22 protein-coding genes, 4 tRNA genes and 1 pseudogene are annotated in these 23,713 nt (G+C 34.8%); 18 read left to right on the forward strand and 9 right to left on the reverse strand.

Features of this window, described 5'->3' with window-relative positions:
• Positions 1-435: 435 nt before the first annotated feature.
• Positions 436-1,650, reverse strand: coding sequence for a pyridoxal phosphate-dependent aminotransferase (locus tag H3S88_RS01300; RefSeq protein ID WP_198228690.1), 1,215 nt, complete (start codon positions 1,648-1,650; stop codon positions 436-438).
• A gap of 145 nt (positions 1,651-1,795) precedes the next feature.
• Here H3S88_RS01300 and H3S88_RS01305 point away from each other — a divergent pair, with 145 nt between their 5' ends.
• The 7 genes from H3S88_RS01305 to H3S88_RS01335 all read left to right on the forward strand — a co-directional run bounded on the left by H3S88_RS01305 (position 1,796) and on the right by H3S88_RS01335 (position 8,773).
• Positions 1,796-2,065: an ACT domain-containing protein gene (locus H3S88_RS01305; protein WP_065738442.1), complete on the forward strand. Its 270-nt coding sequence runs from the start codon at positions 1,796-1,798 to the stop codon at positions 2,063-2,065.
• Between the two features lie 37 nt (positions 2,066-2,102).
• Positions 2,103-3,458, forward strand: a complete 1,356-nt coding sequence (locus H3S88_RS01310; protein WP_144093426.1) for a PFL family protein — start codon at positions 2,103-2,105, stop codon at positions 3,456-3,458.
• 310 nt (positions 3,459-3,768) lie between these two features.
• Positions 3,769-4,245, forward strand: a complete 477-nt coding sequence (locus H3S88_RS01315) for a PTS sugar transporter subunit IIA (RefSeq protein ID WP_198228689.1) — start codon at positions 3,769-3,771, stop codon at positions 4,243-4,245.
• Between the two features lie 9 nt (positions 4,246-4,254).
• Entirely contained in the window at positions 4,255-4,533 is a 279-nt protein-coding gene (locus tag H3S88_RS01320) for a PTS sugar transporter subunit IIB (protein ID WP_039129500.1), read from the forward strand.
• 9 nt (positions 4,534-4,542) lie between these two features.
• Positions 4,543-5,925, forward strand: a complete 1,383-nt coding sequence (locus H3S88_RS01325; protein ID WP_198228688.1) for a PTS galactitol transporter subunit IIC — start codon at positions 4,543-4,545, stop codon at positions 5,923-5,925.
• A gap of 93 nt (positions 5,926-6,018) precedes the next feature.
• Positions 6,019-8,082 (forward strand): BglG family transcription antiterminator, encoded by a 2,064-nt coding sequence (locus H3S88_RS01330; protein ID WP_198228687.1) that lies wholly within the window; start codon positions 6,019-6,021, stop codon positions 8,080-8,082.
• A gap of 28 nt (positions 8,083-8,110) precedes the next feature.
• A complete protein-coding gene (locus H3S88_RS01335; RefSeq protein ID WP_144093418.1) occupies positions 8,111-8,773 on the forward strand; it encodes a class II aldolase/adducin family protein in 663 nt (220 codons plus the stop codon).
• A gap of 205 nt (positions 8,774-8,978) precedes the next feature.
• On the opposite strand, the gene dhaL is transcribed toward H3S88_RS01335, so the two are convergent.
• Positions 8,979-9,608, reverse strand: a complete 630-nt coding sequence (dhaL, locus tag H3S88_RS01340) for a dihydroxyacetone kinase subunit DhaL (RefSeq protein WP_086326828.1) — start codon at positions 9,606-9,608, stop codon at positions 8,979-8,981.
• A gap of 1 nt (position 9,609) precedes the next feature.
• Positions 9,610-10,614 (reverse strand): dihydroxyacetone kinase subunit DhaK, encoded by a 1,005-nt coding sequence (locus tag H3S88_RS01345; RefSeq protein ID WP_198228686.1) that lies wholly within the window; start codon positions 10,612-10,614, stop codon positions 9,610-9,612.
• Between the two features lie 966 nt (positions 10,615-11,580).
• Between H3S88_RS01345 and H3S88_RS01350 the strand changes: the two genes are divergently transcribed.
• From H3S88_RS01350 to tuf, 8 genes are all read left to right on the forward strand, one after another.
• Positions 11,581-12,144 carry a hypothetical protein gene (locus H3S88_RS01350; RefSeq protein WP_198228685.1) on the forward strand — a complete coding sequence of 188 codons (564 nt, stop codon included), beginning with the start codon at positions 11,581-11,583 and terminating at the stop codon, positions 12,142-12,144.
• 278 nt (positions 12,145-12,422) lie between these two features.
• Positions 12,423-13,226 carry a tRNA cyclic N6-threonylcarbamoyladenosine(37) synthase TcdA gene (gene tcdA / locus H3S88_RS01355; RefSeq protein WP_198228684.1) on the forward strand — a complete coding sequence of 268 codons (804 nt, stop codon included), beginning with the start codon at positions 12,423-12,425 and terminating at the stop codon, positions 13,224-13,226.
• A 313-nt stretch (positions 13,227-13,539) separates the two neighbouring features.
• Positions 13,540-16,236 (forward strand): bifunctional acetaldehyde-CoA/alcohol dehydrogenase, encoded by a 2,697-nt coding sequence (adhE, locus tag H3S88_RS01360; protein WP_198228683.1) that lies wholly within the window; start codon positions 13,540-13,542, stop codon positions 16,234-16,236.
• 153 nt (positions 16,237-16,389) lie between these two features.
• Positions 16,390-16,465 (forward strand) — tRNA-Thr (locus H3S88_RS01365).
• A gap of 33 nt (positions 16,466-16,498) precedes the next feature.
• Positions 16,499-16,583, forward strand: a tRNA-Tyr gene (locus H3S88_RS01370).
• A 56-nt stretch (positions 16,584-16,639) separates the two neighbouring features.
• Positions 16,640-16,714: transfer RNA gene (locus tag H3S88_RS01375), tRNA-Gly, on the forward strand.
• 3 nt (positions 16,715-16,717) lie between these two features.
• Positions 16,718-16,793, forward strand: a tRNA-Thr gene (locus H3S88_RS01380).
• Positions 16,794-16,977: 184 nt separating this feature from the next.
• Positions 16,978-18,162, forward strand: a complete 1,185-nt coding sequence (tuf, locus tag H3S88_RS01385; protein WP_065737967.1) for an elongation factor Tu — start codon at positions 16,978-16,980, stop codon at positions 18,160-18,162.
• A gap of 180 nt (positions 18,163-18,342) precedes the next feature.
• Here tuf and H3S88_RS01390 read toward each other — a convergent pair whose 3' ends face one another.
• Positions 18,343-19,059 (reverse strand): Crp/Fnr family transcriptional regulator, encoded by a 717-nt coding sequence (locus H3S88_RS01390; protein ID WP_198227167.1) that lies wholly within the window; start codon positions 19,057-19,059, stop codon positions 18,343-18,345.
• 165 nt (positions 19,060-19,224) lie between these two features.
• Between H3S88_RS01390 and H3S88_RS01395 the strand changes: the two genes are divergently transcribed.
• From H3S88_RS01395 to H3S88_RS01405, 3 genes are all read left to right on the forward strand, one after another.
• Positions 19,225-19,572 (forward strand): cupin domain-containing protein, encoded by a 348-nt coding sequence (locus H3S88_RS01395; protein WP_198227169.1) that lies wholly within the window; start codon positions 19,225-19,227, stop codon positions 19,570-19,572.
• An 11-nt stretch (positions 19,573-19,583) separates the two neighbouring features.
• Positions 19,584-20,363, forward strand: a complete 780-nt coding sequence (locus tag H3S88_RS01400; protein WP_039129052.1) for a class I SAM-dependent methyltransferase — start codon at positions 19,584-19,586, stop codon at positions 20,361-20,363.
• A gap of 99 nt (positions 20,364-20,462) precedes the next feature.
• Entirely contained in the window at positions 20,463-20,798 is a 336-nt protein-coding gene (locus tag H3S88_RS01405) for a zinc ribbon domain-containing protein YjdM (RefSeq protein ID WP_065602954.1), read from the forward strand.
• Positions 20,799-21,028: 230 nt separating this feature from the next.
• On the opposite strand, the gene fliR is transcribed toward H3S88_RS01405, so the two are convergent.
• From fliR to fliN, 5 genes and pseudogenes are all read right to left on the reverse strand, one after another.
• A complete protein-coding gene (fliR, locus tag H3S88_RS01410; protein WP_086326431.1) occupies positions 21,029-21,832 on the reverse strand; it encodes a flagellar biosynthetic protein FliR in 804 nt (267 codons plus the stop codon).
• A 2-nt stretch (positions 21,833-21,834) separates the two neighbouring features.
• The gene (fliQ, locus tag H3S88_RS01415) at positions 21,835-22,104 is read right to left on the reverse strand and encodes a flagellar biosynthesis protein FliQ (protein WP_086326430.1); all 270 of its coding nucleotides are present in this window, start codon (positions 22,102-22,104) and stop codon (positions 21,835-21,837) included.
• Between the two features lie 64 nt (positions 22,105-22,168).
• Positions 22,169-22,870 carry a flagellar type III secretion system pore protein FliP gene (gene fliP / locus H3S88_RS01420; RefSeq protein ID WP_370528576.1) on the reverse strand — a complete coding sequence of 234 codons (702 nt, stop codon included), beginning with the start codon at positions 22,868-22,870 and terminating at the stop codon, positions 22,169-22,171.
• A gap of 45 nt (positions 22,871-22,915) precedes the next feature.
• Complete coding sequence (gene fliO, locus H3S88_RS01425; RefSeq protein WP_144092456.1) at positions 22,916-23,356, reverse strand: flagellar biosynthetic protein FliO; 441 nt, start codon at positions 23,354-23,356, stop codon at positions 22,916-22,918.
• A pseudogene (fliN, locus tag H3S88_RS01430) lies at positions 23,356-23,673 on the reverse strand (flagellar motor switch protein FliN); the annotation flags it as partial. The pseudogene fliN and the gene fliO, both read right to left, overlap by 1 nt.
• Positions 23,674-23,713 lie beyond the last annotated feature (40 nt).

Consider the following 23,713-nt stretch of genomic DNA (forward strand, 5'->3'; position numbering starts at 1 on the left):
TTAAAAGGCCTGACTCCGGTTGAATATCGAAATCAGGCCTTACAAGCCGCTTAATAAAAGTGTCCAACTTTATGGGGTCACTTCAATTCATGGCGTTTTTTTATATAACTTTTATGTAATTACACTTCTAAATTAGTACAAAATTATCGTCAGTAACCTTATCCCTTTTCTTCTAACCTATTAAGTAATATATGGTTATTTTCTGAAATTCAGTATATTCAAGATGAGTATGGCGAAAGTTATATGGTGGAAATAATTAGTCTTACTCAATGACAACAAAATAAATTTTATTTATAAAAATCTACTAACAGTATTAAGATTTAATATTGGACAAGTAGAAAACAAGAAAACACTTTAAAAGTTTGATGTGGTTTATAACTGAATTTAAAATATTTCTATCATTAACCCCAGTGAGGACTGGGGTTATTATGTATTTTATTGTTTATAGGTAGATAGGAATTTAGCGAATCTTTCAATCGCATCTTCAAGTTCACCTGTATGAGGTAAGGCGACAATCCTAACATGATCGGGTTGATGCCAGTTAAATCCGGTTCCTTGTACCAGTAATACTTTTTGTTGTAACAAAAAGTCTAAAACTAATTTTTGGTCGTTATGAATATTAAATTTTTTCTGATCAAGTTTTGGGAATAAATATAAAGCACCTTGTGGTTTAGTGCATGATACGCCAGGGATATCATTGAGTAATCGCCATGCCAGCATACATTGATCATAGAGTCGCCCGCCGGGTACGATAAACTCATTAATACTTTGGTACCCCCCTAAAGCCGCTTGAATGGCATGTTGCAGTGGCACATTTGCACATAAACGCATTGAAGCTAGCATGTTTAAACCTTCAATATAGCCTTTAACGTGCTGTTTTGGACCACAAAGTGCCATCCATCCTTGTCTAAATCCTGCTGCTCGATACGTTTTTGATAAACCGCTCATGGTTATGACAAAAAGATCGGGAGCTAGAGCTGCGATTGAATGATGAACAGCATCATCAAATAAAATTTTATCGTAAATTTCATCAGCAAAAATAATCAAATTATTCTGTCGAGCAATTTCGGCAATCTCAAGTAACACCTCTTTACTGTAAACTGCACCGGTTGGATTGTTAGGATTAATAATCACAATTCCTTTGGTTTTGGAAGTGATTTTACGCTTAATATCTTCTAGATCGGGTGACCAATTAGCCTCTTCATCACATAGATAGTGAACCGCATTACCTCCAGATAGACTAATTGAGGCTGTCCATAATGGATAATCAGGCATCGGAACCAAAACTTCATCTCCACTATTAAGTAGTGCTTGCATGGATTGAACGATTAATTCTGAAACACCATTTCCGATATAGATATCTTCCACATCTAAATCAGTAATTCCTCTGGATTGATAATATTGCATAACCGCTTTACGGGCAGAGTAGAGACCTTTTGAATCACAATATCCTTGTGAAGTAGGTAGATTGCGGATGACATCCACTAATAATTCATCTGGAGCAGTAAAGCCAAACGGGGCGGGATTTCCAATATTGAGTTTGAGGATAGTTTGGCCTTCTTCTTCAAGACGTTTTGCATGTTCAAGAATTGGTCCACGTATATCGTAACAAACATGATCCAATTTATTGGATTTTTGGAAATTTACCATGATTCTGCCCTTTCTATTTATTGTGATAGTTTTTATTTTTTAATTAAAAAAACAATCTACTCCTATTTAGATAATTTTTGAAGATGTTATTATACTTAGCCTAAGAAATATCTTTTGATTGTGTGAAATTTGTGCGGAGAGTGTTATGAAAACTATTTTAACGGTAATTGGAAAAGATCAAACGGGGATTATTGCAGGTATCAGTCAGAAATTATATGAGTTAAATATTAATATTTTAGATGTGAGTCAAACCATTATGGGTGAATATTTCACCATGATTATGTTATTAGATTTATCTAAAATTAATATGTCATTTGATGATGTTAAAACTGCATTGACTGAGACTGGTGACAAACTAAAAGTAAAAGTGAATATTCAACGGGAAGAAATTTTTGATGCGATGCATCGTTTATAATCTAAATTTTGTACTTTATTATTAAAGGATAATACTTATGGAAACTAAACAAATCCTCGAAACAATTAAAATGATTGAGGAAGAAAAACTTGATATCCGCACAATTACCATGGGTATTTCACTTCTGGATTGTATTGACAGTGATGGTGAAAAAGCACGTCAAAAAATCTATGAAAAAATTACGCGATTAGCGAAAGATCTGGTTAAAGTTGGGGATGAGATTACCTCAGAATTTGGTATTCCAATTATTAATAAACGTATTTCAGTTACCCCTATCTCGCTGATTGCTGGTGCGAGTGACGATAAAGATTACGTTGAGTTCGCTAAAACACTTGATGCCGCAGCTAAAGCAGTGGGTGTTAACTTTATTGGTGGTTTTTCGGCATTAGTACAAAAAGGGTGCCATAAAGGCGATGAAATTTTAATTAAATCAATTCCTCAAGCATTAGCACAAACGGAAAGAGTCTGCTCATCGGTTAATGTTGGCTCCACACAAACAGGCATCAACATGAATGCTGTAAAACTAATGGGGCAGATCATTAAAGAAGCCGCGGCATTAACGGCAGATAATAGCAGTATGGCATGCGCCAAATTAGTGGTGTTTGCTAATGCAGTTGAAGACAATCCTTTTATGGCTGGGGCATTTCACGGTGTCGGTGAGGCCGATTGTGTTATTAATGTGGGGGTCAGCGGTCCTGGCGTTGTAAAACGAGCGCTTGAAAAAGTGAAAGGTGAATCGTTTGATGTTGTTGCTGAAACGATCAAAAAAACCGCATTTAAAATTACTCGAATGGGACAGCTTGTTGGTAAAGAGGCATCAGAGCGTTTAGGGGTGAAATTCGGTATTGTTGATCTATCCTTAGCACCAACTCCAGCTATTGGTGATTCAGTTGCACATATTTTAGAGGAAATGGGTTTAGAAGCCGTTGGTACCCATGGAACAACGGCGGCACTTGCCATGTTAAATGATGCCGTTAAAAAAGGTGGTGTAATGGCTTGTGGACATGTGGGTGGCTTAAGCGGTGCCTTTATTCCTGTATCAGAAGATGCGGGGATGATTGATGCAGTAAATAATGGCGCATTAAATTTGGAAAAACTTGAAGCAATGACCTGTGTTTGCTCAGTAGGGCTTGATATGATAGCCATTCCGGGCGATACCCCAGCAGAAACTATTTCGGCAATTATTGCTGATGAAGCTGCAATTGGCGTCATTAATCACAAAACTACTGCGGTGCGAATTATTCCAGCTGTTGGTTTAAAAGTAGGGGATAATATTGAATTCGGTGGGTTACTTGGACATGCGCCAGTGATGTCAGTAAATAAATTCTCCTCTTGTGATTTTATCAATCGTGGTGGACGAATTCCGGCTCCAATTCATTCATTCAAAAACTAATTAATTAGTCATAAATTGGTTATCTTTCATATTCCGTCTGTGGAAAGCAGACGGATATCAATCTATTTATCTTTTATTTTTCCTCAAAAATGTATTTATAAAACTCTGCTCAGTAAAATTGTTGTTACTGTTGTTATAACGCTCCCTATGATGAGCAATACCATGGCGACTATTTGGTATCAAATCCATTAGTTTCTTTTATTTTTATTTCCTAAAATCAATCACATCTAAACAATGCTAATTTAATTCTAGCAGTAGCAAATGGCTAATATTTTAAAAATTTGCTGATCACATAATGATGGAGGATGAAATGGGGAATGAATCTAGCGAGCAAATGTTTTTTGAAGATTTAATTCTTTTAGATAAAGACTTCCAAAATACTAATCAATTTTTTGAGTTCACATTTTCTGTTTTAAGAAAAAAAGGATATGTTAATGACTCTTTCTTAGAAGCAATTAAAAAAAGAGAATCTTCATTTCCAACCGCTCTACCTACAGAACCTTATGTAGTTGCTATGCCTCATACTGACATTGAACATGTGATTAAACCATTTATCTTTTTTACTCGAGTTAAAGGAACCATTCCATGGTGCGAAATGGCAAATAATGACCATGTTTTAAATGCTAATTTTGTTTTTTTACTCGGGTTTAACGAAAAAAATGGACATATTGATTTGTTGCAAAAATTAATGTCCTGCTTTGTGAATTCATGTTTTTTAGAGTCGCTTTTCCAGGCAAAAAACAAACATGAAGTTTTTACACTACTCACGTCGAATATTAATTTATAAGGAGGCATTATGAAAAAAGTTATTGTTGCATGTGGCAGTGGAGTTGCTACATCTCAAACAGTTGCAAGTAAGGTTACACGTTTATTAAAAGAACGAAATCTTGAAGACATAAAGGTCGAAGTTGTTGATCTCAAATCGGTTGATTCTCATATCAAAAGTAGCGTGGCATACATAGCGATAACCAAAATTGAAAAACAATATCCTATCCCAGTGATTAATGGCATTGCATTTTTAACGGGAATAAATATGGAAACTGAATTACAAAAAATTATCGATGCCTGTAAATAGGAGTGCATTATGGACTTTCTTGGAACAATTATAAATTATATTTTAAATTTAGGTGCTCCAGTTTTTGTACCTTTCATTATGCTCATTGCGGGTTTAATTGTCCGAATGAAATTTAGAGATGGTGCATCAGCCGCTATTACATTAGGTGTTGCATTTGTTGGTATGAGTATGTTGATCGGTTTTATGGTAAGCGCCATTGGCTCAGCAGCACAAACTATGATGGAACGCACAGGCATAGAACTTAGTATTGTTGATGGCGGTTGGACAACTATGGCAAACGTATCTTGGGCTTGGCCGTATGCTTTTCTTATGTTTCCTTTACAAGTGGGCGTCAATATTTTAATGCTCGTTTTAAAAAAGACAGATACATTTAACGCTGATTTATGGAATGTATGGGGAAAAATTTTTACAGCTTTTATTGTTGTCGCCGTTGCTACACCAATTTTAGGCTCTATTGTGGCATTGGCTCTTGCTTTTATTGTTGCTACATTACAAATCATATTGGAACTTAATTCTGGTGATATTAATCAACATCGTATTGAAAAATTAACCGGTATACCAGGCGTTACATGTACTCACCGAATGTTATTTTTCAGTGCAATTTATTATCCTTTTGATCTATTACTTCGCAAAATTCCTATTTTAAATAAACCAATGGATGCAGCAACATTACGTGCCAAAATTGGTATTTTTGCTGAAAATCATGTGATTGGTTTTTTATTGGGTGTGACCTTTGGAATTATTGCCGGTTATGATGTGGCAGCCATCTTAATGTTAGGTGTGCAAGCTGCTACTGCATTGATGTTATTTCCAATGATTTCTAAATTATTTATGCAGGCACTTTCGCCAATTTCTGAAGCAATCAGTGATTACATGAATAAGCGTTTTGCTGGACGTAAATTGTTTGTCGGTTTGGACTGGCCATTTATGGGAGGAGCCAGTGAGATTTGGTTTACTATAATTGTTGCTATTCCTTTTACTTTAATTTGGGCTGTTATTTTACCGGGTAATAAACTTTTACCATTTGCTGGCATTATCAACATTGCTCTTATTGTTCCTGCTTATATTTTAACTAAAGGTAATACTTTGAGAATGGTGATTTTAGCAATCATAGGTGTGCCATTTTTCTTATTTGTTGGTACCCAATTTGCGCCTATTATCACAGATTTAGGATTATCAACTAAAGCAATTGATATTCCAGCCAATCAATTAATTTCAAATAGTTCTATTGATGCACCGGTTTTTACCTATGCGTTTTCTTTTATTTGGCAATGTTTGCAAGGTTATTTTGTACCCTTAATTTTTGCAGTCTATTGGTGTGTAGGATATTTCTTTTATGCCCGTGAACTGCGCAGGGAAACAATACAAGATTTAGCTGAAAGTAATGGATAAATGAGCATTTAAACATTCGTTGAAAATAGTGTTTAGTATCTCTGATGGTAATGATAATTACCATCAGACAACGAACAAAAAGGTAATTGTTATATGGTTGTTGATAAGAGAATTCATACTGTTCTAAATGCCTTGATTCAAAATCCAAGTGTTAGTGGCGTAGAACTTCAAGCTGAATTTGGGTTAACACGCAAACAACTTAGTTATACATTTAAGAAAATTAATGATTTCCTTGAGTCTTCTAATCTTGAATTAATTAAACGTTTTAAAACAGGAAAATTTAGTGTACCAAAACATGTCATTGAAACATTTAGGGATGAACCTGTTTCAAAGGCTATCGGACGTTATATATATTCAGAAGATGAGCGAGTCCATTTGCTTTTGTTCTTTTTATTAACTCGGACCGAAAGATTTTCATTAATACATTTATCTTCCGCGCTGACTGTTAGCCAAAATACTGTTATTAATGATATTAAAAAAGTACAACTCATGATAGTGCAATATCATCTACAAATAAGTTATGACCGTGAAAATGGTTACAGAATTATTGGTAACGAAATTGACAAGCGGTATTTATTGTTGAAATTGATTCGTAGAATTATCAGTATGCCAGTCGCGGATAAAATATTTAAAGAAAACGATATTATTACCCAAGGTGGATTAGAACAAGTAGGGCAAGTATTTAGTGAAATAGAGAAAAAATTAAAAATTATTTTTACCGATGAGCAGTTACAAGAACTGACCTACTTTATCTGTTTTATGTTACAGCGCATTGAAACCGATAAAAAAATTGAGCACTTACCTGAAAATTATGCTGAAGTTGCCAATAGTCGTGATTTTCAATTGATGAAAAAGTTGATTGAAAAATTTGGTATTACCGATCTTAATGAGCAAATTTTTTTAACGATTCTTGTGCAAAGTTCAAATATCCAAACTTTATCAGACAAATATTTCCATTTAGATACTGTATTATTGGAAAGTGCGGTTGAAGTTATTAATAATTTTGAGCAGATTAGTTGTATCACTTTTAAGGATAAAAGTGAACTCATTGAACGCATCTATCAACATTGGAAACCTGCATATTATCGAATTCGTTATCATATTACCAATATTAATAGCGTCTATGACATAGTATTACAAGAGTTTGGTCATTTACATGAAATGGTACGAAAAGCCATTGCACCGTTTGAAAAAATTTTACATTGTAATATGCCTGATGAAGAAGTCGCTTTTATAACTGTTTTATTTGGCGGTTGGTTAACTCGTGAAGGTTTGATAAATCAAATCAAAACAAAAAAAATTGCGATTGTTGTCTGTGAAAATAGTGCAACGGTTTCAACTTATCTTTATTTAACTTTGCAGGTCTTACTACCCGAATTGCATTTTTCCGATGCGATGTCTAAACGTGAGTTTGAAAAATATAATCATTATTACGATATTGTGTTTTCAACATCCTATTTATCGACGGATAAACTTTTATTTATTGTTAATCCATCCGTTAATAATTTTCATAAAAATGCTTTTCGTAATCAGGTGATCGGTACTTTACAAGGAATTGATCCAAGCATAATTCAAGTTGAAGAACTGATGTTAATTATTGAAAAGTTCAGTAATATAAAAGAGAGAAAAGCCTTACAAAAAGAGTTAACCGCCTATCTGTATAACGATGAAGTAAATGACAACCCTTTACGTATAACCCAACAGGAAATTCCATCACTTGCCGATTTAATGCAACCAGAACATATCAATATTGCGCAATCAGCCGATATTTCATGGCAAGATGCACTTGAATTAGCTGCAAAACCACTTTTAAGTAATCAATCCATAGAGCGTTATTATCTTGAAAGAATGGTTAACAAAATTCAATTTGAACAACCTTATATTATGTTAGTTGATGGTTTAATCATTGCTCATGCTGGTATTGATGATGGTGTTAATAAAGTTGCGATGTCTTTACTTAAACTTCCTCAAAAAATTGATATTTGTGGTTACATGCATGCCGATTTAATCGTTGTTCTTGCTACCAATAATCCACAAAAACATCTTAAAGCTTTAGCCCAATTAAATGAATTATTAGAGCTTCATGAAGGAGCTGCAAATATACGAAAAGCAAACAATAACCACGAAATTTGGAAATTGTTTGCAAACTATCAATGAATATTTTGCCAAAAATAGGAGTCATAAAATGTTAGAGATTCAAAAGCAATATGTTGTCGATATGGCACAAAAATCCAGCGAATGGGGATTATGTAAACATAAAGCGGGTAACTCAAGTGTTAGAGATAAACAAACAGGGTATGTGCTTGTAACACCAACTACAATTGATAAAAAATTATTAACAATTCGGGATATTGTGGTCATGGATCTTGACGCTAATGTTATTGAAGCTGATTCAGGATTAAGACCTACCAGTGAATGTTTAATGCATCTTGAAATTTATAAGGCGCGTGAGGATGTTTTTGCTATTTCACATACGCACTCTATTTTTGCCACTTCATTTGCCGTACTCGCAAGGCCTATACCTGCCGTAGTTTATGAATGCGCCATCCTTAATTTGAAAGATGGTGTTATTCCAGTTGCGCCTTATGGCAGACCAGGAACAACAGAACTTTCACATAGTGTTATTGAACCAATTAAGCGTGCTGATGCGATTTTAATGGAAAAACACGGCGCTATAGCTGTTGATAAAGATCCTTATGAGGCCGTATTAAAAGCAGCCTATATTGAAGAAATGGCCGAAATTTATTATCACGCATTACTTATTAATGATGGTAAAGATCCTGGCGGTTTTCCACCCGAAGAGTTGCAAAGTTGGGCGTATCCTTCACAAATTAAATTTAAACACTAATGTTTCATGTTCTCTAATTTTATAACGTAATAACTTAACATTACGTTATAAAATGCAGATGTTTTAATTTATTTTGATAATATTAATTTAAGAATTTTTTTTGTGTTGTTTAATAGGGGGGATTTATAGACTGTTTTTGGATCTCCATACGCTTGCAGAAATCCGCCGATGACCAGCGGATTTTATTCTTTATTACATTTGAATTTTATTGCATATGAATATAGTCATTCATGTATTTTAAAATAAATGCCATTGAAACTGCGCCAGGATCCATATGTCCAATAGTCCGATCACCTAAATTTTTGGCACGCCCAAATACTGCAATCATTTGTTTGGTTTTTTCTGCACCTTCCATCGCTGATTTAGCAATTATTGGCAACGCTTCATTGAGTGGAAGCGTGGTTAATTCATTGGCTGATTTTGACGCTGCTGATAATGCATCAACCATCGTTTTATCGCCTGGCTCCGCATTACCGCGTTGATATACCCCTTGCCAACCGTCGTTAAGAAATTTTGCGAAGACTTCAGAATTCAATTCCATTGTGCCAACAATACTTTTTCCGCCAGTTCTAAATAATGTTCCAAATATAGCGCCCGAAGCACCACCCATACTGGTCATTAATTTTGTGCCAATCTTAATAAAAAAATCACCTATATCAGTAGGTTGAAATTTTTCATCTTGTAGCAACTCAATAATAGATGAAAATCCTCGTTTCATCCCAATCCCATGATCACCATCACCAACAATCTGATCTAACGCTGTTAATTCGGGTTCGCTTTCGACCATTTTTTGAGCGGTAAATAACATCATTTTACGTACTTGTAATAAATTCATTTTATTTTCTCCATCCAAGCGTTTGACAAGGTAGATCATAAAGACGTTGCAATTCATCATCTAACTTCATTAGTGTGATTGAAAAACCTGACATTTCAAGTGATGTACAAAAATGTCCGACAGCAATATCGTGACTGATAATACCTCGGTTATTAAGTTCAATACCGACTTTGCGTGTTATCACTAATAGTTCTGTATTACTAAGAGCGCCTAAATTGTTAATCAGTACGCACACACGGTCACCTGTTTGGAAAGGTAAATCATTACATAGGCGATCTATCATCTCTTTGACAACTTCATCACTTGATGTCATTGCTTGTCGACGTAATCCAGCCTCACCATGAATACCTATCCCAATTTCGATCTCATTTTCATCCAATTCAAAATTAAAATTATTTGACTGAGGTAAGGCACATCCATCAAGCGCGACACCTATAGTGCGAACATTACCGTTAGCTTTTGCAACAACTTGATAAAGATTTTCAAGATTGTATTTTTCAAATTGAGAAGCTGCGCCTGCAATTTTATATAAAAACATAATACCAGCTACACCACGGCGGTCGGACAGTTTGGATAAAGGGGCTGAGGCAATATCATCGGTTGCTCGAATAGTTTTAGTGACGATGTTTTCTTCCGCTAATATTTCGGCTGAAATATCAAAATTCATTCCATCACCTGAATAGTTACCATATAAAAAAAGCACACCATTACCCTTTTCAGTCGCTTTGGTAATTTCAATTATTTGGTCTGGTGATGGTGAAGTGAAAACTTCTCCTAATGCACAACCATCAATGCCTCCTTCACCGATAAAACCAGCAAAAGTTGGTTCATGACCACTACCACCACCCGAAATAACTACGACTTGATCGTTTGATATATGGTTACCATAAACAGCACAATAATCTGCAATAGCTGTTAATTTACCATTATAGGCATATACCAATCCTTGCATGACTTCTTGTCTTACGTTATTTGGATCGTTAAGTAATTTTTTGGGTTTACGCATTGATTTTTCCTCTTTATTAATCATATTTAACGACATTTATTGTAGGTAAAACTAGAAAGTCAAACGAATACATTTAATGACAAATAATATCCCTTTGATTGCTCATCACAGGGAGCAATCGCTTTCAGTTACTCATTTAGCAAAATATAAATTAGTTTGTAAAAAAGTTTCAGGTTATGGGTATGTTTCAGTAAAAATCATATTATGAATTCAATAAGATAAAGGCTATTTAAACCCTTTAGTTTGGTATTAGAAAAATTTTTGTTAAGAGATTCTGATAATGACAAAAATAACCCTTTGATTACTCATCATAGGGAGCAATCGCTTTCAGTTAATCATTTAGCAAAATATAAATCAGTTTGTAAAAAAGTTTCAGGTTATGGGTATGTTTCAGTAAAAATCATATTATAAATTCTATAAGGTAAAGGCTATTTAAACCCTTTAGTTTGGTATTAGAAAAATTTTTGTTAAGAGATTCTGATAATGACAAAAATAACCTTTTGATTGCTCATCATAGGAAGCAATCGCTTTCAGTTACTCATTTAGCAAAATATAAATTAGTTTGTAAAAAAGTTTCAGGTTATGGGTATGTTTCAGTAAAAATCATATTATGAATTCAATAAGATAAAGGCTATTAAACCCCTTTGGTTTGGTATTAGAAAAATTTTTGTTAAGAGATTCTGATAATGACAAAAATAACCTTTTGATTGCTCATCATAGGGAGTAATCGCTTTCCGCCACTCATTTAGCAAAATATAAATTAGTTTGTAAAAAAGTTTCAGGTTATGGGTATGTTTAAGTAAAAATCATACTATGAATTCAATAAGATAAAGGCTATTTAAACCCTTTAGTTTGGTATTAGAAAAATTTTTGTTAAGAGATTCTGATATAAATTGCTAACTTACATAATAAGGTTATAATCGACTTTAACGCATGATGATTTAATGAATAAATAGAGTAGAGAGTATGAAAAAACTTGGAGCGATCTTTACTGCATGCATTTTAATAAACATGCCAATTAATCAAGTATTATCTGCACCTAAAACGGATAAAATTTCAATTCAATCATCTGATGAAGCCTCGCCACAATTTCAGTTACCAGAGCAAAGTCGATTTCTTTCTGTCGATTTTAAGAAAACCGAATCGTTTACTTCTAATCATATCCAAAATTTCACTGATAATTATGTCGCACTTTATAGTAATGACTTGAATGGCGCACGAATTTTAATTATTAATGAAGTTGTTGCCAATGAACAAGAGGCCATGCAAATATTTCTTGGACAAGCTAAAACACGAGGTAATCAAAAACCAGAAATCAAGCTTTATAATAATGTGAAATATATTGAGGGCATTGATTCCAAATTAAACAGGCGTTATATCCTGATTCAACAATTTGATAAGGCTAACAGTTTAGTAACAATAAAATCATTAGTTTATCTATTAAATGCTAACAATAGTGATTTTTGTAAAAATGTAAATCTTATTGAACCACAGCAACTGGTTGGTGAATTAATAAATTTTGCTAAATAACAATTAATGTTGGCATTAGTATTTTGACGAGAATTAACCACAATATTGGTTAAATGTTCTTATATTTATGAATGATGTCGTTTTTTAATAAAAATCATTGATAACTTTAAAAGACATTTGGTGAGTTATAACAAATACCAAAAATTATTAGAATTAAAAATTTATTTATGATTTTTGCTTATTTAAATAATAACCATTTATGGAGATTGGTTAACATATTGCGCTTGTATTTGTGCGCTGTTAGTATGCTGGTATAATTTGATAGATGAATGGTACTTATGCAAAACACATTTTCAGATTCTTATTTTCAACGTTTTAGCGGAATTGCACGGTTATATGGTGAGTCTGCATTAACTTCTTTTTCTCAGGCACATGTTTGTGTAATTGGTATTGGTGGAGTAGGTTCTTGGGTTGCTGAATCACTCGCGCGTAGTGGTATAGGGCAAATTACCTTAATTGATATGGATGATGTATGTGTAACCAATACTAATCGTCAGATTCACGCCTTAAAATCTAATATTGGCAAACCTAAAACATCCGTCATGGCCGAACGAATTTTGCAAATTAATCCCGAATGTATTGTTAATGAAATCGATGATTTTATTAATATTAATAATGTTAGCCAATATTTGGGAACTAAACAAAATCCTCGTTATAATTATATTGTCGATGCGATCGATAGCGTTCGTGATAAAGCGGCTGTTCTTGCTTATTGTAAGCGTCAAAAATTAAAAATTATTACAATAGGGGGAGCTGGTGGTCAAAAAGATCCTACGCAAATAAAAATTGCGGACTTAGCAAAAACCATTCAAGATCCTTTAGCCGCTAAATTACGTGAAAAGTTAAAAAATGATTATAAGCTAAGTAAAGACAGTAAAGGTAAATATTCCATTCCGTGTGTATTTTCTACTGAACAGCTGACTTATCCAACTAAAAACGGTCAGATTTGTTTTGCTAAAAATCAAGCAGACAGTAATAAAAAAATGGACTGTGAATCGGGATTCGGAGCGATAACAACAGTAACCGCAACGTTTGGTTTTGTTGCTGTTAGTTATGTATTGAACAAATTGTGTAACGGATGATTATCTCACTTTAAATTAAAAGAATTTCTATTTTTCTAAAATAAATACCGCCAAAAGACAATTAAGATTTGACTAAAGTAATTGTCTTTTGGGTTCCTATTGCAAATATTCTTCTTAATTTACATTTTAAAATACCTAAATATATCTATTGATTAAAAAAAATAATCTTTTTTTGCGCATATCTTATTGTATAAAGCACAAATCTGATTTACGATAATGCCAATTTCGTTTTGTATTATGTCCAGGCATTAAAAAGTTTCAAGGAAGAGGCCAAACGATCCCTATTTATTTTTTATATTTCAAGGAGAAATCTATGGCAGTAACTAATATGAATGAGTTAAATGAGTTAATGGCTCGTGTGAAGAATGCACAAGAAACTTATTCAAATTATACTCAAGAGCAAGTCGACAAAATCTTTGTAGCGGCAGCAACAGCCGCAGCAGCAGCTCGAATTCCTCTCGCACAACAAGCGGTTGCAGAGTCAGGAATGGGAATTGTTGAAGATAAAGTTATAAAAAATCTTTTTGCTGCAGAGTATATCTTAAATAAATATCGTCACGATAAAACTTGTGGCGTAGTGGCTGAAAATGAACCATATGGTACAATTACTTTAGCCGAACCTTTAGGGATTATTTGTGGCATCGTGCCAACCACTAACCCAACTTCTACGGCGATTTTTAAATCGTTAATCAGTTTAAAAACTCGTAATGCGATTGTCTTTTCACCTCACCCAAGAGCTAAAAAATCCACTATTGAAGCCGCTAGAATTGTATTAAATGCTGCAATTAAAGCGGGTGCACCAAAAGATATTATTGGTTGGATTGATGAGCCATCTATCGAATTATCTAATGCATTAATGCATCATGATGATGTCGCAGCTATTTTAGCGACAGGTGGACCAGGTATGGTAAAAGCCGCATACAGTTCTGGTAAACCAGCACTAGGTGTTGGGGCAGGTAATACACCAGTAATTATTGATGAAACTGCTGATTTAAAACGTGCTGTTGCTTCAGTACTGATGTCTAAAACTTTTGATAACGGTATGATTTGTGCGTCAGAACAAGCAATCGTTGTAGTTGACTCTGTTTATGATGAAGTGCGTAGTTTATTATCTGAATATGGTGCATATGTTTTAAATGCTAAAGAAACCAAAGCGGTACAAGGTATCATCTTAAACGATAAAGGTGCTTTAAATGCTAATATCGTTGGTCAACCAGCAGTTAAAATTGCAGAGTTAGCTGGATTTAAAGCCCCAGCAGGTTCAAAAGTACTTGTTGGTGAAGTAACTAAAGTTGATTTATCTGAACCATTTGCTCATGAAAAACTTTCTCCTACTTTAGCAATGTTTAGAGCAAAAGATTTTGCTGAAGCGGTGGAAAAAGCTGAAAAATTAGTAGAAATGGGTGGTATGGGTCATACCTCTGTACTTTATACAGATCAAGATAGCAACCGTGACCGTATTGATTATTTCGGTAGTAAAATGAAAACTTGCCGTATTTTAATCAATCAACCTGCAGCCCATGGTGGTATTGGTGATTTGTATAACTTCGATTTAGCGCCATCTTTAACATTAGGTTGTGGTTCTTGGGGTGGAAACTCGGTATCTGAAAATGTTGGACCGAAACACTTACTAAACAAAAAAACCATCGCTAAGAGAGCAGAAAACATGTTATGGCACAAATTACCAAGTTCTATCTATTTTAAACGAGGCTCACTTCCAGTTGCTTTAAATGAAGTTGTTGAACAAGGCGCAAAACGAGTCTTTTTAGTAACTGATAAATTTTTATTTAACAATGGTTACTCAAAACAAATTACTGACCAATTAGAATCACAAGGCGTTATCTGCGAAACATTTTATGATGTTGAAGCCGATCCAACCTTGAGTGTGGTTCGAAAAGGTACTGAATCAATGACATCATTCCAACCTGATACTGTTATTGCTTTAGGTGGTGGTTCTCCAATGGATGCGGCTAAAATCATGTGGGTTCTTTATGAACACCCTGAAACAAAATTCGATGAGCTAGCATTGCGCTTTATGGATATCCGTAAACGTACCTGTCATTTCCCTAATATGGGTAAAAAGGCGAAACTAATTTGCGTTACAACCACTTCTGGTACAGGTTCTGAAGTGACACCATTTGCTGTGGTTACTGATGATGCAACTGGTCAAAAATATCCTTTAGCTGATTATGCAATTACGCCAAACATGGCTATTGTTGATGCTAACTTAGTAATGAATATGCCAAAATCACTTTGTGCTGCTGGTGGTTATGATGCGGTAACTCATGCTTTAGAAGCTTATGTTTCAATTATGGCAACTGAGTTTTCTGATGGACAAGCGTTACAAGCGTTAAGCATGCTTAAAGCTTATTTACCGGCAAGCTATAAAGAAGGCGCTAAAAACCCACAAGCACGTGAAAAAGTGCATAGTGCTGCAACATTAGCAGGTGTCGCTTTTGCACAAGCATTTCTAGGTGTTTGTCACTCAATGGCGCATAAGATTGGTGCTGCATTCCATATTCCTCATGGGGTGGCAAATGCAATGCTAATTAGTAATGTAGTGCGTTTTAATGCAACTAATAAACCGACTAAACAAGGTACCTTTAGCCAATATGGTTATCCTCAAGCTGTTAGCCGTTATGCAGAGGTAGCCGATCATTTAGGTTTAACTGCTGCAGCTGACAAAGATGAGAAGAAAGTTGAGAAATTAATTGGTTGGTTAGATCAATTAAGAAAAGAACTTGATATTCCATTCTCAATTAAAGAGTTTGGCGTGGATGAGAAAGCTTTCTTGGCACAAGTGGACCAACTTGCTGTTGATGCCTTTGATGACCAATGTACTGGCGCTAACCCGCGTTATCCGCTCATTGCTGAATTAAAACAAATCCTACTTGATACATACTATGGTCGTGCATATCAAGATAAAGGGGATATTAGCGAAGATGTTGCTGTACATACAGCAGCCAAAGGCGTAGCAGCTACTAAGAAAAAAGCACCAAAAAAGAAATAATCTAACACATTATTTTTGATTCAAAAAAAGCCTGAAATAGCCTATATTTCAGGCTTTTTTATGTTTTTTGACTTTTTTTTAAGCAAACAAAATAAAATTTGTTTTTTTTGCTTGCAAGGTTAAATGTTCTAGTACATAATGCGCAGCACTTAGGCCGGCTTAGCTCAGTTGGTAGAGCAACTGACTTGTAATCAGTAGGTCGCCAGTTCGATTCCGGCAGCCGGCACCATTTTCCTAAGTAGACAAATTAATAAAGATTCGGGGTGGGGTTCCCGAGCGGCCAAAGGGAGCAGACTGTAAATCTGCCGTGTCACACTTCGAAGGTTCGAATCCTTCCCCCACCACCATTAATCTAATATTAGCAATAGCTAATCGAAGCATTTAGGTAGCCGAGTTTGAACATGCGGGCATCGTATAATGGCTATTACCTCAGCCTTCCAAGCTGATGATGCGGGTTCGATTCCCGCTGCCCGCTCCAATTGCTGATATAGCTCAGTTGGTAGAGCGCACCCTTGGTAAGGGTGAGGTCGGCAGTTCAAATCTGCCTATCAGCACCATTCTTGTTATTCTCCTAAACTTCTAAAAATATCGAATTTGCCTGCTTTAAAGCTTGTCACTATACGGCTTTATCTGTTATTATTCAGAGCTAATTTTAAGTTAGTATTATGTTGATAATTAAATATGATACTTGGTTAATGTGGTGAATAACCACCGATTTGTATTACATTTGAGGGACAATCGATGTCTAAAGAAAAATTTGAACGTACAAAACCCCACGTTAACGTTGGTACAATCGGCCACGTTGACCATGGTAAAACAACTTTAACTGCAGCTATTACTTCTGTACTTTCTAAAAAATACGGCGGTCAAGCTCGTGCATTCGATCAAATCGATAACGCACCAGAAGAAAAAGCTCGTGGTATCACCATCAACACTTCACACGTTGAATACGATACACCAACTCGTCACTACGCACACGTAGACTGCCCGGGCCATGCTGACTATGTTAAAAACATGATCACTGGTGCAGCACAAATGGACGGTGCTATCTTAGTAGTAGCAGCAACAGATGGTCCTATGCCACAAACTCGTGAGCACATTCTTTTAGGTCGTCAAGTAGGTGTTCCTTACATCATCGTATTCTTAAACAAATGCGATATGGTTGATGATGAAGAATTATTAGAATTAGTTGAAATGGAAGTACGTGAACTTCTATCTCAATACGATTTCCCAGGTGATGACACACCAGTAATTCGTGGTTCAGCGCTAAAAGCGTTAGAAGGCGATGCAGAATGGGAAGAAAAAATTGTTGAATTAGCAGAAGCATTAGACAGCTATATTCCAGAACCAGAGCGTGACATTGATAAACCATTCTTATTACCAATCGAAGACGTATTCTCAATCTCAGGTCGTGGTACAGTAGTAACAGGACGTGTAGAGCGCGGTGTAATCAAAGTTGGTGAAGAAGTTGAAATCGTAGGTATCAAACCGACAGCGAAAACAACTTGTACTGGTGTAGAAATGTTCCGTAAATTACTAGACGAAGGCCGTGCAGGTGAAAACGTTGGTGTATTATTACGTGGTACAAAACGTGAAGAAATCGAACGTGGTCAAGTATTAGCAAAACCAGGTTCAATCACTCCACATACAGATTTTGAATCAGAAGTGTATATCCTAAGCAAAGATGAAGGTGGTCGTCATACTCCATTCTTCAAAGGTTACCGTCCACAGTTCTACTTCCGTACAACTGACGTAACAGGTACTATCGAATTACCTGAAGGCGTAGAGATGGTAATGCCAGGTGATAACATCAAAATGACTGTATCATTAATTCACCCAATCGCGATGGCAGACGGTTTACGTTTCGCTATCCGTGAAGGTGGACGTACTGTTGGTGCTGGTGTTGTTGCTAAGGTTATCAAATAATCTATGCTAACTTATTTAGAGCATTATGCTTAATGCTCTTTATCAGTACAAGAGGCGCGTATAATACGCGCCTTTTTTATGTTTATCTCGATTGCTTTAATAACGGCAATTTGTCATTTTAATTTTTATAAACTTTATTTGTCTTTTATAAAAGATTATTTCTAAACACTAACCACTTTTTTAAAATGAACGTTGAAAAGGTAGAGTAAGCTCTTTCAAATAAGTTTCATTTAGTATATTAATTCGATTATTTTCAACTTGAATAATTTGTTGTTTTCGCCAGCTCGACATTAATCGGCTTAACGTTTCATAACGAATACCTAACTTTGTTGCTAACTGACCACGAGAAATAGGCAATATAAATTGATAAGTGTTATCAGCGGAACATAATGACAATAAATAACTAGCCAAACGCTGTTCTGAGGAACTTGACGTTAACCAATCGATATTATTTATTTGCTCATATAATTTAGTACTGAAACGTATTAATAAACGTTGCATAATAATGGGATTAGTTTTGCAAACTTGCAATAAACTCTGTTTTTCAATTAATAATACCGAGCAATCTGTTTTAGCTCTAATCGTCATTGGAAAACGATTATGCGGCATAAAGATAGCAGCAATAGCCACTAATTGATAATGATTAAAAATACCAAAAATCTTTTCTTCACCTAAATAAGTACTGCGATAAACTTCAACCTCCCCAGTTAAAACAAGCACACAACAAGATGAGGGTTTACCTTCATAACTGATCATATCCCCTTTCGACAATTTCTTATAGCTAGCACTTTCAATAATAGGCATTAATGCCTCTTTGGTTAATCCTTGAAACAGCTCAACTTGAGTTAACCAACCAAAAATCTGTTGTTCAGTTGGTATATTTTTGACAAATATCATAGGTTTTGCCTGAAGATGCTTCTAGAATAAATTCAATATAATTGATAATAGTTCTTATTTCAATACTCATAATTACTTTAAATCATTGAAATAACCTTATGAAATATATGGCTTTATTCGCAAAACTGCAACAAATCGTCTACTCAATAAATATAGGAGTTGTTTATGACAAATAATACCATTAGCCCTGCTCAAGCATTCGAAATCACTTCATTAATTAACGCAACAGAACAAAGTATTGCCAGTCGGATTTTAGCTAAAACGACAGGTGGCAATTTAACGCTCTTTGCTTTTGATAAAGGGCAAGGATTATCCGAACACAGTGCCCCTTTTGATGCCATTGTCATGGTTATTGAAGGTGAACTAACCTTAATTATTGATGGCCAACCCGTTAAGGCTGTACCCGGTACCCTTGTCAGAATGCCTGCTAACATTCCTCACGCGGTTGAAGCTCCACAAGCAGCTAAAATGCTACTCATCATGTTAAGAGAAATTACACAAAATGCTAATTAAGGTGCTATATAATGGACGACATAAAAAAAGAAGCTGGGCATAAATTTCTTGCTCGCTTGGGTAAAACCAGATTACGCCCGGGCGGTAAAAAAGCTACCGAATGGTTATTTAAACAAGCACACTTTACACCACAAAGTCAGGTGCTTGAAATTGCATGCAACATGGGTACAACATCCATCGAAATTGCTCAACGTTTCGGTTGCCATATAATTGGTGTAGATATGGATAAACTTGCTTTAGAAAAAGCAAAGCAAAATGTTATTAAAAATAAAGTTACTCATTTAGTAGATATACAACAAGCCAATGCATCAACATTGCCCTTTGCTGATAATAGTTTTGACATAGTGATTAATGAAGCGATGTTAACAATGTATGCGAATAAAGCTAAAACGCATTTAATTAAAGAATATTATCGAGTATTAAAACCAGGAGGCAAACTCCTCACTCACGATATTATGCTAGTTAATCCAGCACAATCACAGGAAGTTATACAACGAATTCATCAAGCAATTAATGTTAATGCCCAGCCGATTAGCAATGAATCTTGGCACGCCCTTTTTGCGGATGTTGGATTTGTTGATATTCATTCACAACATGCTGCCATGACATTAATGTCTCCTAAAGGCATGATTCATGATGAAGGTTTATTAGGAACATGCAGAATTATTCGCAATGCACTACGTAAACAAAATCGACCACAATTTTTTAAAATGTTTAAAACATTCAAACAATACCGAAACCAACTTAATTATATTGCCATCTGTTCAGTCAAACCTAAATCAGCGATTTGACAACCACTATAACGCTATCAAAGAGGGGAATACCATGACTTTATAGCGTTTTTTTGCTATAGTAAACGCCATTTTATTTAATTTGGATTATTCATAACTATGGAATCTATACCTAACTGCCCTGTTTGCCAGTCTGAACATACTTATCATGATGGTTCATTTTATGTTTGCCCTGAATGTGCTCACGAATGGGATCCGAACGATGTTGCTTCAACTGATGAAGGATTACAAGTGAAAGACAGTAATGGTAATTTACTTGCTGATGGCGACGATATTATTTTAATTAAAGACCTTAAATTAAAAGGTTCTTCTACCGTTTTGAAAAAAGGTGCTAAAGCCAAAGGCATTCGTTTAGTTGAAGGCGATCATGAGATCGATTGTAAAATTGATGGCATGAAAATCATGCTTAAAGCTTGTTTTGTAAAAAAAGCTTAATTGATATCAATAAAATGCTGATTATATCAGCATTCCTTTCTTGTTTAGTTTTAACGCATCTTTTTTAAATTATTATTTAATGTAATTCAACCTATTTTTATACTGAAACGTATAGTTAACCTGAAACTTTTTTACAAAAATGAACATTGAATGTGATGAATAGCTAATGAAAAGCGTAATTAAATAAGAATTAAATTAATAAATTTCTCAATTATATAATCAATATCACATTACTGAACATCGCTTAAAAACCATAAAATAACAGAAATGTGATTAAACATCTGTTCAAAAACAAACTCAGTAAATGTCGGCAACATTGAAATTAAATAGCTTAACATGATTAATCCTAACAATAGTGTTAGTGGATAACCGACCACAAAAATGGATAATTGTGGTGTAATTCTATTTAATAACCCCAATGATATATTGATGATCAACAGTAAAGTCATCAAAGGAAGCGCTAACATAATACCATTAATAAACAGTTGGTTACTTACATCAATTAAGGCTAAATAACCATTTGCAGGCAATGTCATAAGTCTAATTGGAACAATATCAAAGCTATTTGAAATACCATATAATAACCATAAGTGACCATCTAAACTTAAAAAAATCAGTAACGCTATAATATTAATTAAGCGAGATAAAACTGAAGTGGATGGCCCCCCGATTGGATCAAAAAAAGTTGCCATTCCCAATCCCATTTGCATTCCAATTAATTCACCCGAAATTCTGACGGTTATAAACGCAAGTTGCATAGTAAAACCAATCAACACGCCAATCATTATTTGCTGAGCGATAACCCATACCCCCGTTAAAGAATAGATTTTTATATTTTCATCAAGATGAGGAATGGGTAGAAGCATAACAATTACTAATGCTAAACCAACCTTTATGCGATTTGGTACTTCTTTTTCACCAAAAATTGGCGCAACCATAATTAATGCCAAAATTCGCACAAACGGAAAAAAAACATCTTTAATCCAAGAAAAGAAATCAATATTAAATAGACTGTTAATATTAAAATCCATCATTTTTAATGAGTTAAGTTAGGAATATCGGTGATAACAATTTGAATGTAGTCAATCATTGTTGACAACATTGATGGTCCCAAAATAATTAAAACCACGATCACTGCTAAAATTTTGGGAATAAATGATAAGGTCATTTCGTTAATTTGCGTAGCCGCTTGCAATAAACTAATGACTAAACCAGTAACTAAAGCGGCTAACAGTAAAGGGCTAGCAAGAGAGGCTGCAACTTTTATGGCTTGCATTGCTAAGGTACTAATATACTCAGGTGACATACTATTCCTTCATTCGAATTTCTTAACTAGAATTTTTTGACTAAAATTACTTAACTAAAATTCCCTAACTAAAGAAGCTTTGCGCTAATGAACCAAGTAATAAGTGCCAACCATCTGCTAATACAAACAACATTAATTTAAATGGTAATGATACCGTTGCAGGTGGAACCATCATCATCCCTAATGCCATAAGTGTACTGGCTACCACTAAATCGATAATTAAGAAAGGAATAAAAATCGTAAAACCTATTTGAAAAGCGGTTTTTAACTCACTGACTACAAAGGCAGGTACCAAAATTTTTAACGGAATATCTTCTCGGCTTTGGATCTCGTTTTGGTGGGACATATTCACAAATAACGCTAAATCATTTTCGCGGGTTTGAGTAAGCATAAACGCCTGCAATGGTTTAGTTGCGGTGGATAAAGCTTCTTGCATAGTGATTTGATTTTGTGAATAAGGTATATAAGCATCTTGATAAATTTTATCAGTCACCGGTGACATAATAAAAAATGTCATAAAAAGAGCAATACCTAAAATAACTTGGTTAGGTGGAGCAGATTGTGTCCCTAAAGCATTACGCAATAAACCCAATACAATAATAATGCGGGTGAAACTGGTCATTAGCAGTAGTATTGCAGGAATAAAAGTGAGTAAGGTCAAAAAGACCAATGTTTCTACGGGTAATGACCAGCTTTGTTCATTGTCCAACGTAGTACGAGAAATGATAGATAACGGTGAGATTTCAGCAAAACTATATTGGCTAATCGACAATAAGCTCAGCAAAATAACAGATTTTAACCGCACTACCCATTACTCCTTTCTTAATTTCAAAATGGACTGTAACATTTGCTCAAATATCCTATTTCTGGAAAAATCTTTCACTCTTGAAGAAGGTTCTGCTAGTAGCATATCGGTTCGTTGTTCATTTATGGTATGCAGTAAAGTCATCTGCTGCCCAGTCACACCAACAACTAATAATTGATTATCGACATGAACCAAAACAATTCGTTCTTTAGGATTGATATTGTAAGTGGCTTTTACCTCAATCAATTGTTTATTTGGCGTTTTCCAATTAAAACGTTTTACTATCCACCCTAATAATAAAATTACTGCAATCACACCGATAAGCGACATCCCCATTGATGTAACTATTTGCGTGTTTACTTTTAATTCAGGTGATACAGAAGTTATCGCAATTGTATCTGTTGCAGATATTGAAGGCTGAGCCTTATTTTCGTATATAATATCCATTAACGACTCAACCTACGTACACGCTCTGATGGAGTTATAATATCAGTGATGCGTATGCCATAATTATCACCGACAACCACAATTTCGCCTTGGGCAATTAAATAACCATTAATTAATATATCTAAAGGTTCACCAGCAAGACCATCTAATGCAATGACTGATCCTTGAGTTAAATTCAATAAATCTTTAATTGCCATCTTGGTTCGACCAAGTTCGACACTCAAATCAATCGGAATATCTAAAATAAGATTAATATCCTGCTTTTGTTCTTCAGTTTGTTGTGGTGATAGTGTTTCAAAAATAACGCCTTGAGTAGATAATTCATCACCGCTTTCATCGACTTTCGGGATCTCTTCA

The organism is Gilliamella sp. B14448G11 (assembly GCF_016101765.1).
In the GTDB taxonomy this organism is placed as follows: Bacteria; Pseudomonadota; Gammaproteobacteria; order Enterobacterales; family Orbaceae; genus Gilliamella; species Gilliamella apicola_N.

Coding starts and splice junctions, on each gene's coding strand:
- adhE (WP_198228683.1), top strand. CDS start 13,540: ATGGCAGTAACTAATATGAATGAGTTAAATGAGTTAATGGCTCGTGTG.
- H3S88_RS01345 (WP_198228686.1), bottom strand. CDS start 10,614: ATGCGTAAACCCAAAAAATTACTTAACGATCCAAATAACGTAAGACAA.
- H3S88_RS01300 (WP_198228690.1), bottom strand. CDS start 1,650: ATGGTAAATTTCCAAAAATCCAATAAATTGGATCATGTTTGTTACGAT.
- tuf (WP_065737967.1), top strand. CDS start 16,978: ATGTCTAAAGAAAAATTTGAACGTACAAAACCCCACGTTAACGTTGGT.
- fliO (WP_144092456.1), bottom strand. CDS start 23,356: ATGGATATTATATACGAAAATAAGGCTCAGCCTTCAATATCTGCAACA.
- H3S88_RS01330 (WP_198228687.1), top strand. CDS start 6,019: ATGGTTGTTGATAAGAGAATTCATACTGTTCTAAATGCCTTGATTCAA.
- H3S88_RS01325 (WP_198228688.1), top strand. CDS start 4,543: ATGGACTTTCTTGGAACAATTATAAATTATATTTTAAATTTAGGTGCT.
- H3S88_RS01315 (WP_198228689.1), top strand. CDS start 3,769: ATGGGGAATGAATCTAGCGAGCAAATGTTTTTTGAAGATTTAATTCTT.
- fliR (WP_086326431.1), bottom strand. CDS start 21,832: ATGATGGATTTTAATATTAACAGTCTATTTAATATTGATTTCTTTTCT.
- H3S88_RS01405 (WP_065602954.1), top strand. CDS start 20,463: ATGGAATCTATACCTAACTGCCCTGTTTGCCAGTCTGAACATACTTAT.
- dhaL (WP_086326828.1), bottom strand. CDS start 9,608: ATGAATTTATTACAAGTACGTAAAATGATGTTATTTACCGCTCAAAAA.
- H3S88_RS01395 (WP_198227169.1), top strand. CDS start 19,225: ATGACAAATAATACCATTAGCCCTGCTCAAGCATTCGAAATCACTTCA.
- H3S88_RS01390 (WP_198227167.1), bottom strand. CDS start 19,059: ATGATATTTGTCAAAAATATACCAACTGAACAACAGATTTTTGGTTGG.
- H3S88_RS01400 (WP_039129052.1), top strand. CDS start 19,584: ATGGACGACATAAAAAAAGAAGCTGGGCATAAATTTCTTGCTCGCTTG.
- H3S88_RS01305 (WP_065738442.1), top strand. CDS start 1,796: ATGAAAACTATTTTAACGGTAATTGGAAAAGATCAAACGGGGATTATT.
- H3S88_RS01335 (WP_144093418.1), top strand. CDS start 8,111: ATGTTAGAGATTCAAAAGCAATATGTTGTCGATATGGCACAAAAATCC.
- H3S88_RS01320 (WP_039129500.1), top strand. CDS start 4,255: ATGAAAAAAGTTATTGTTGCATGTGGCAGTGGAGTTGCTACATCTCAA.
- H3S88_RS01350 (WP_198228685.1), top strand. CDS start 11,581: ATGAAAAAACTTGGAGCGATCTTTACTGCATGCATTTTAATAAACATG.
- tcdA (WP_198228684.1), top strand. CDS start 12,423: ATGCAAAACACATTTTCAGATTCTTATTTTCAACGTTTTAGCGGAATT.
- H3S88_RS01310 (WP_144093426.1), top strand. CDS start 2,103: ATGGAAACTAAACAAATCCTCGAAACAATTAAAATGATTGAGGAAGAA.
- fliQ (WP_086326430.1), bottom strand. CDS start 22,104: ATGTCACCTGAGTATATTAGTACCTTAGCAATGCAAGCCATAAAAGTT.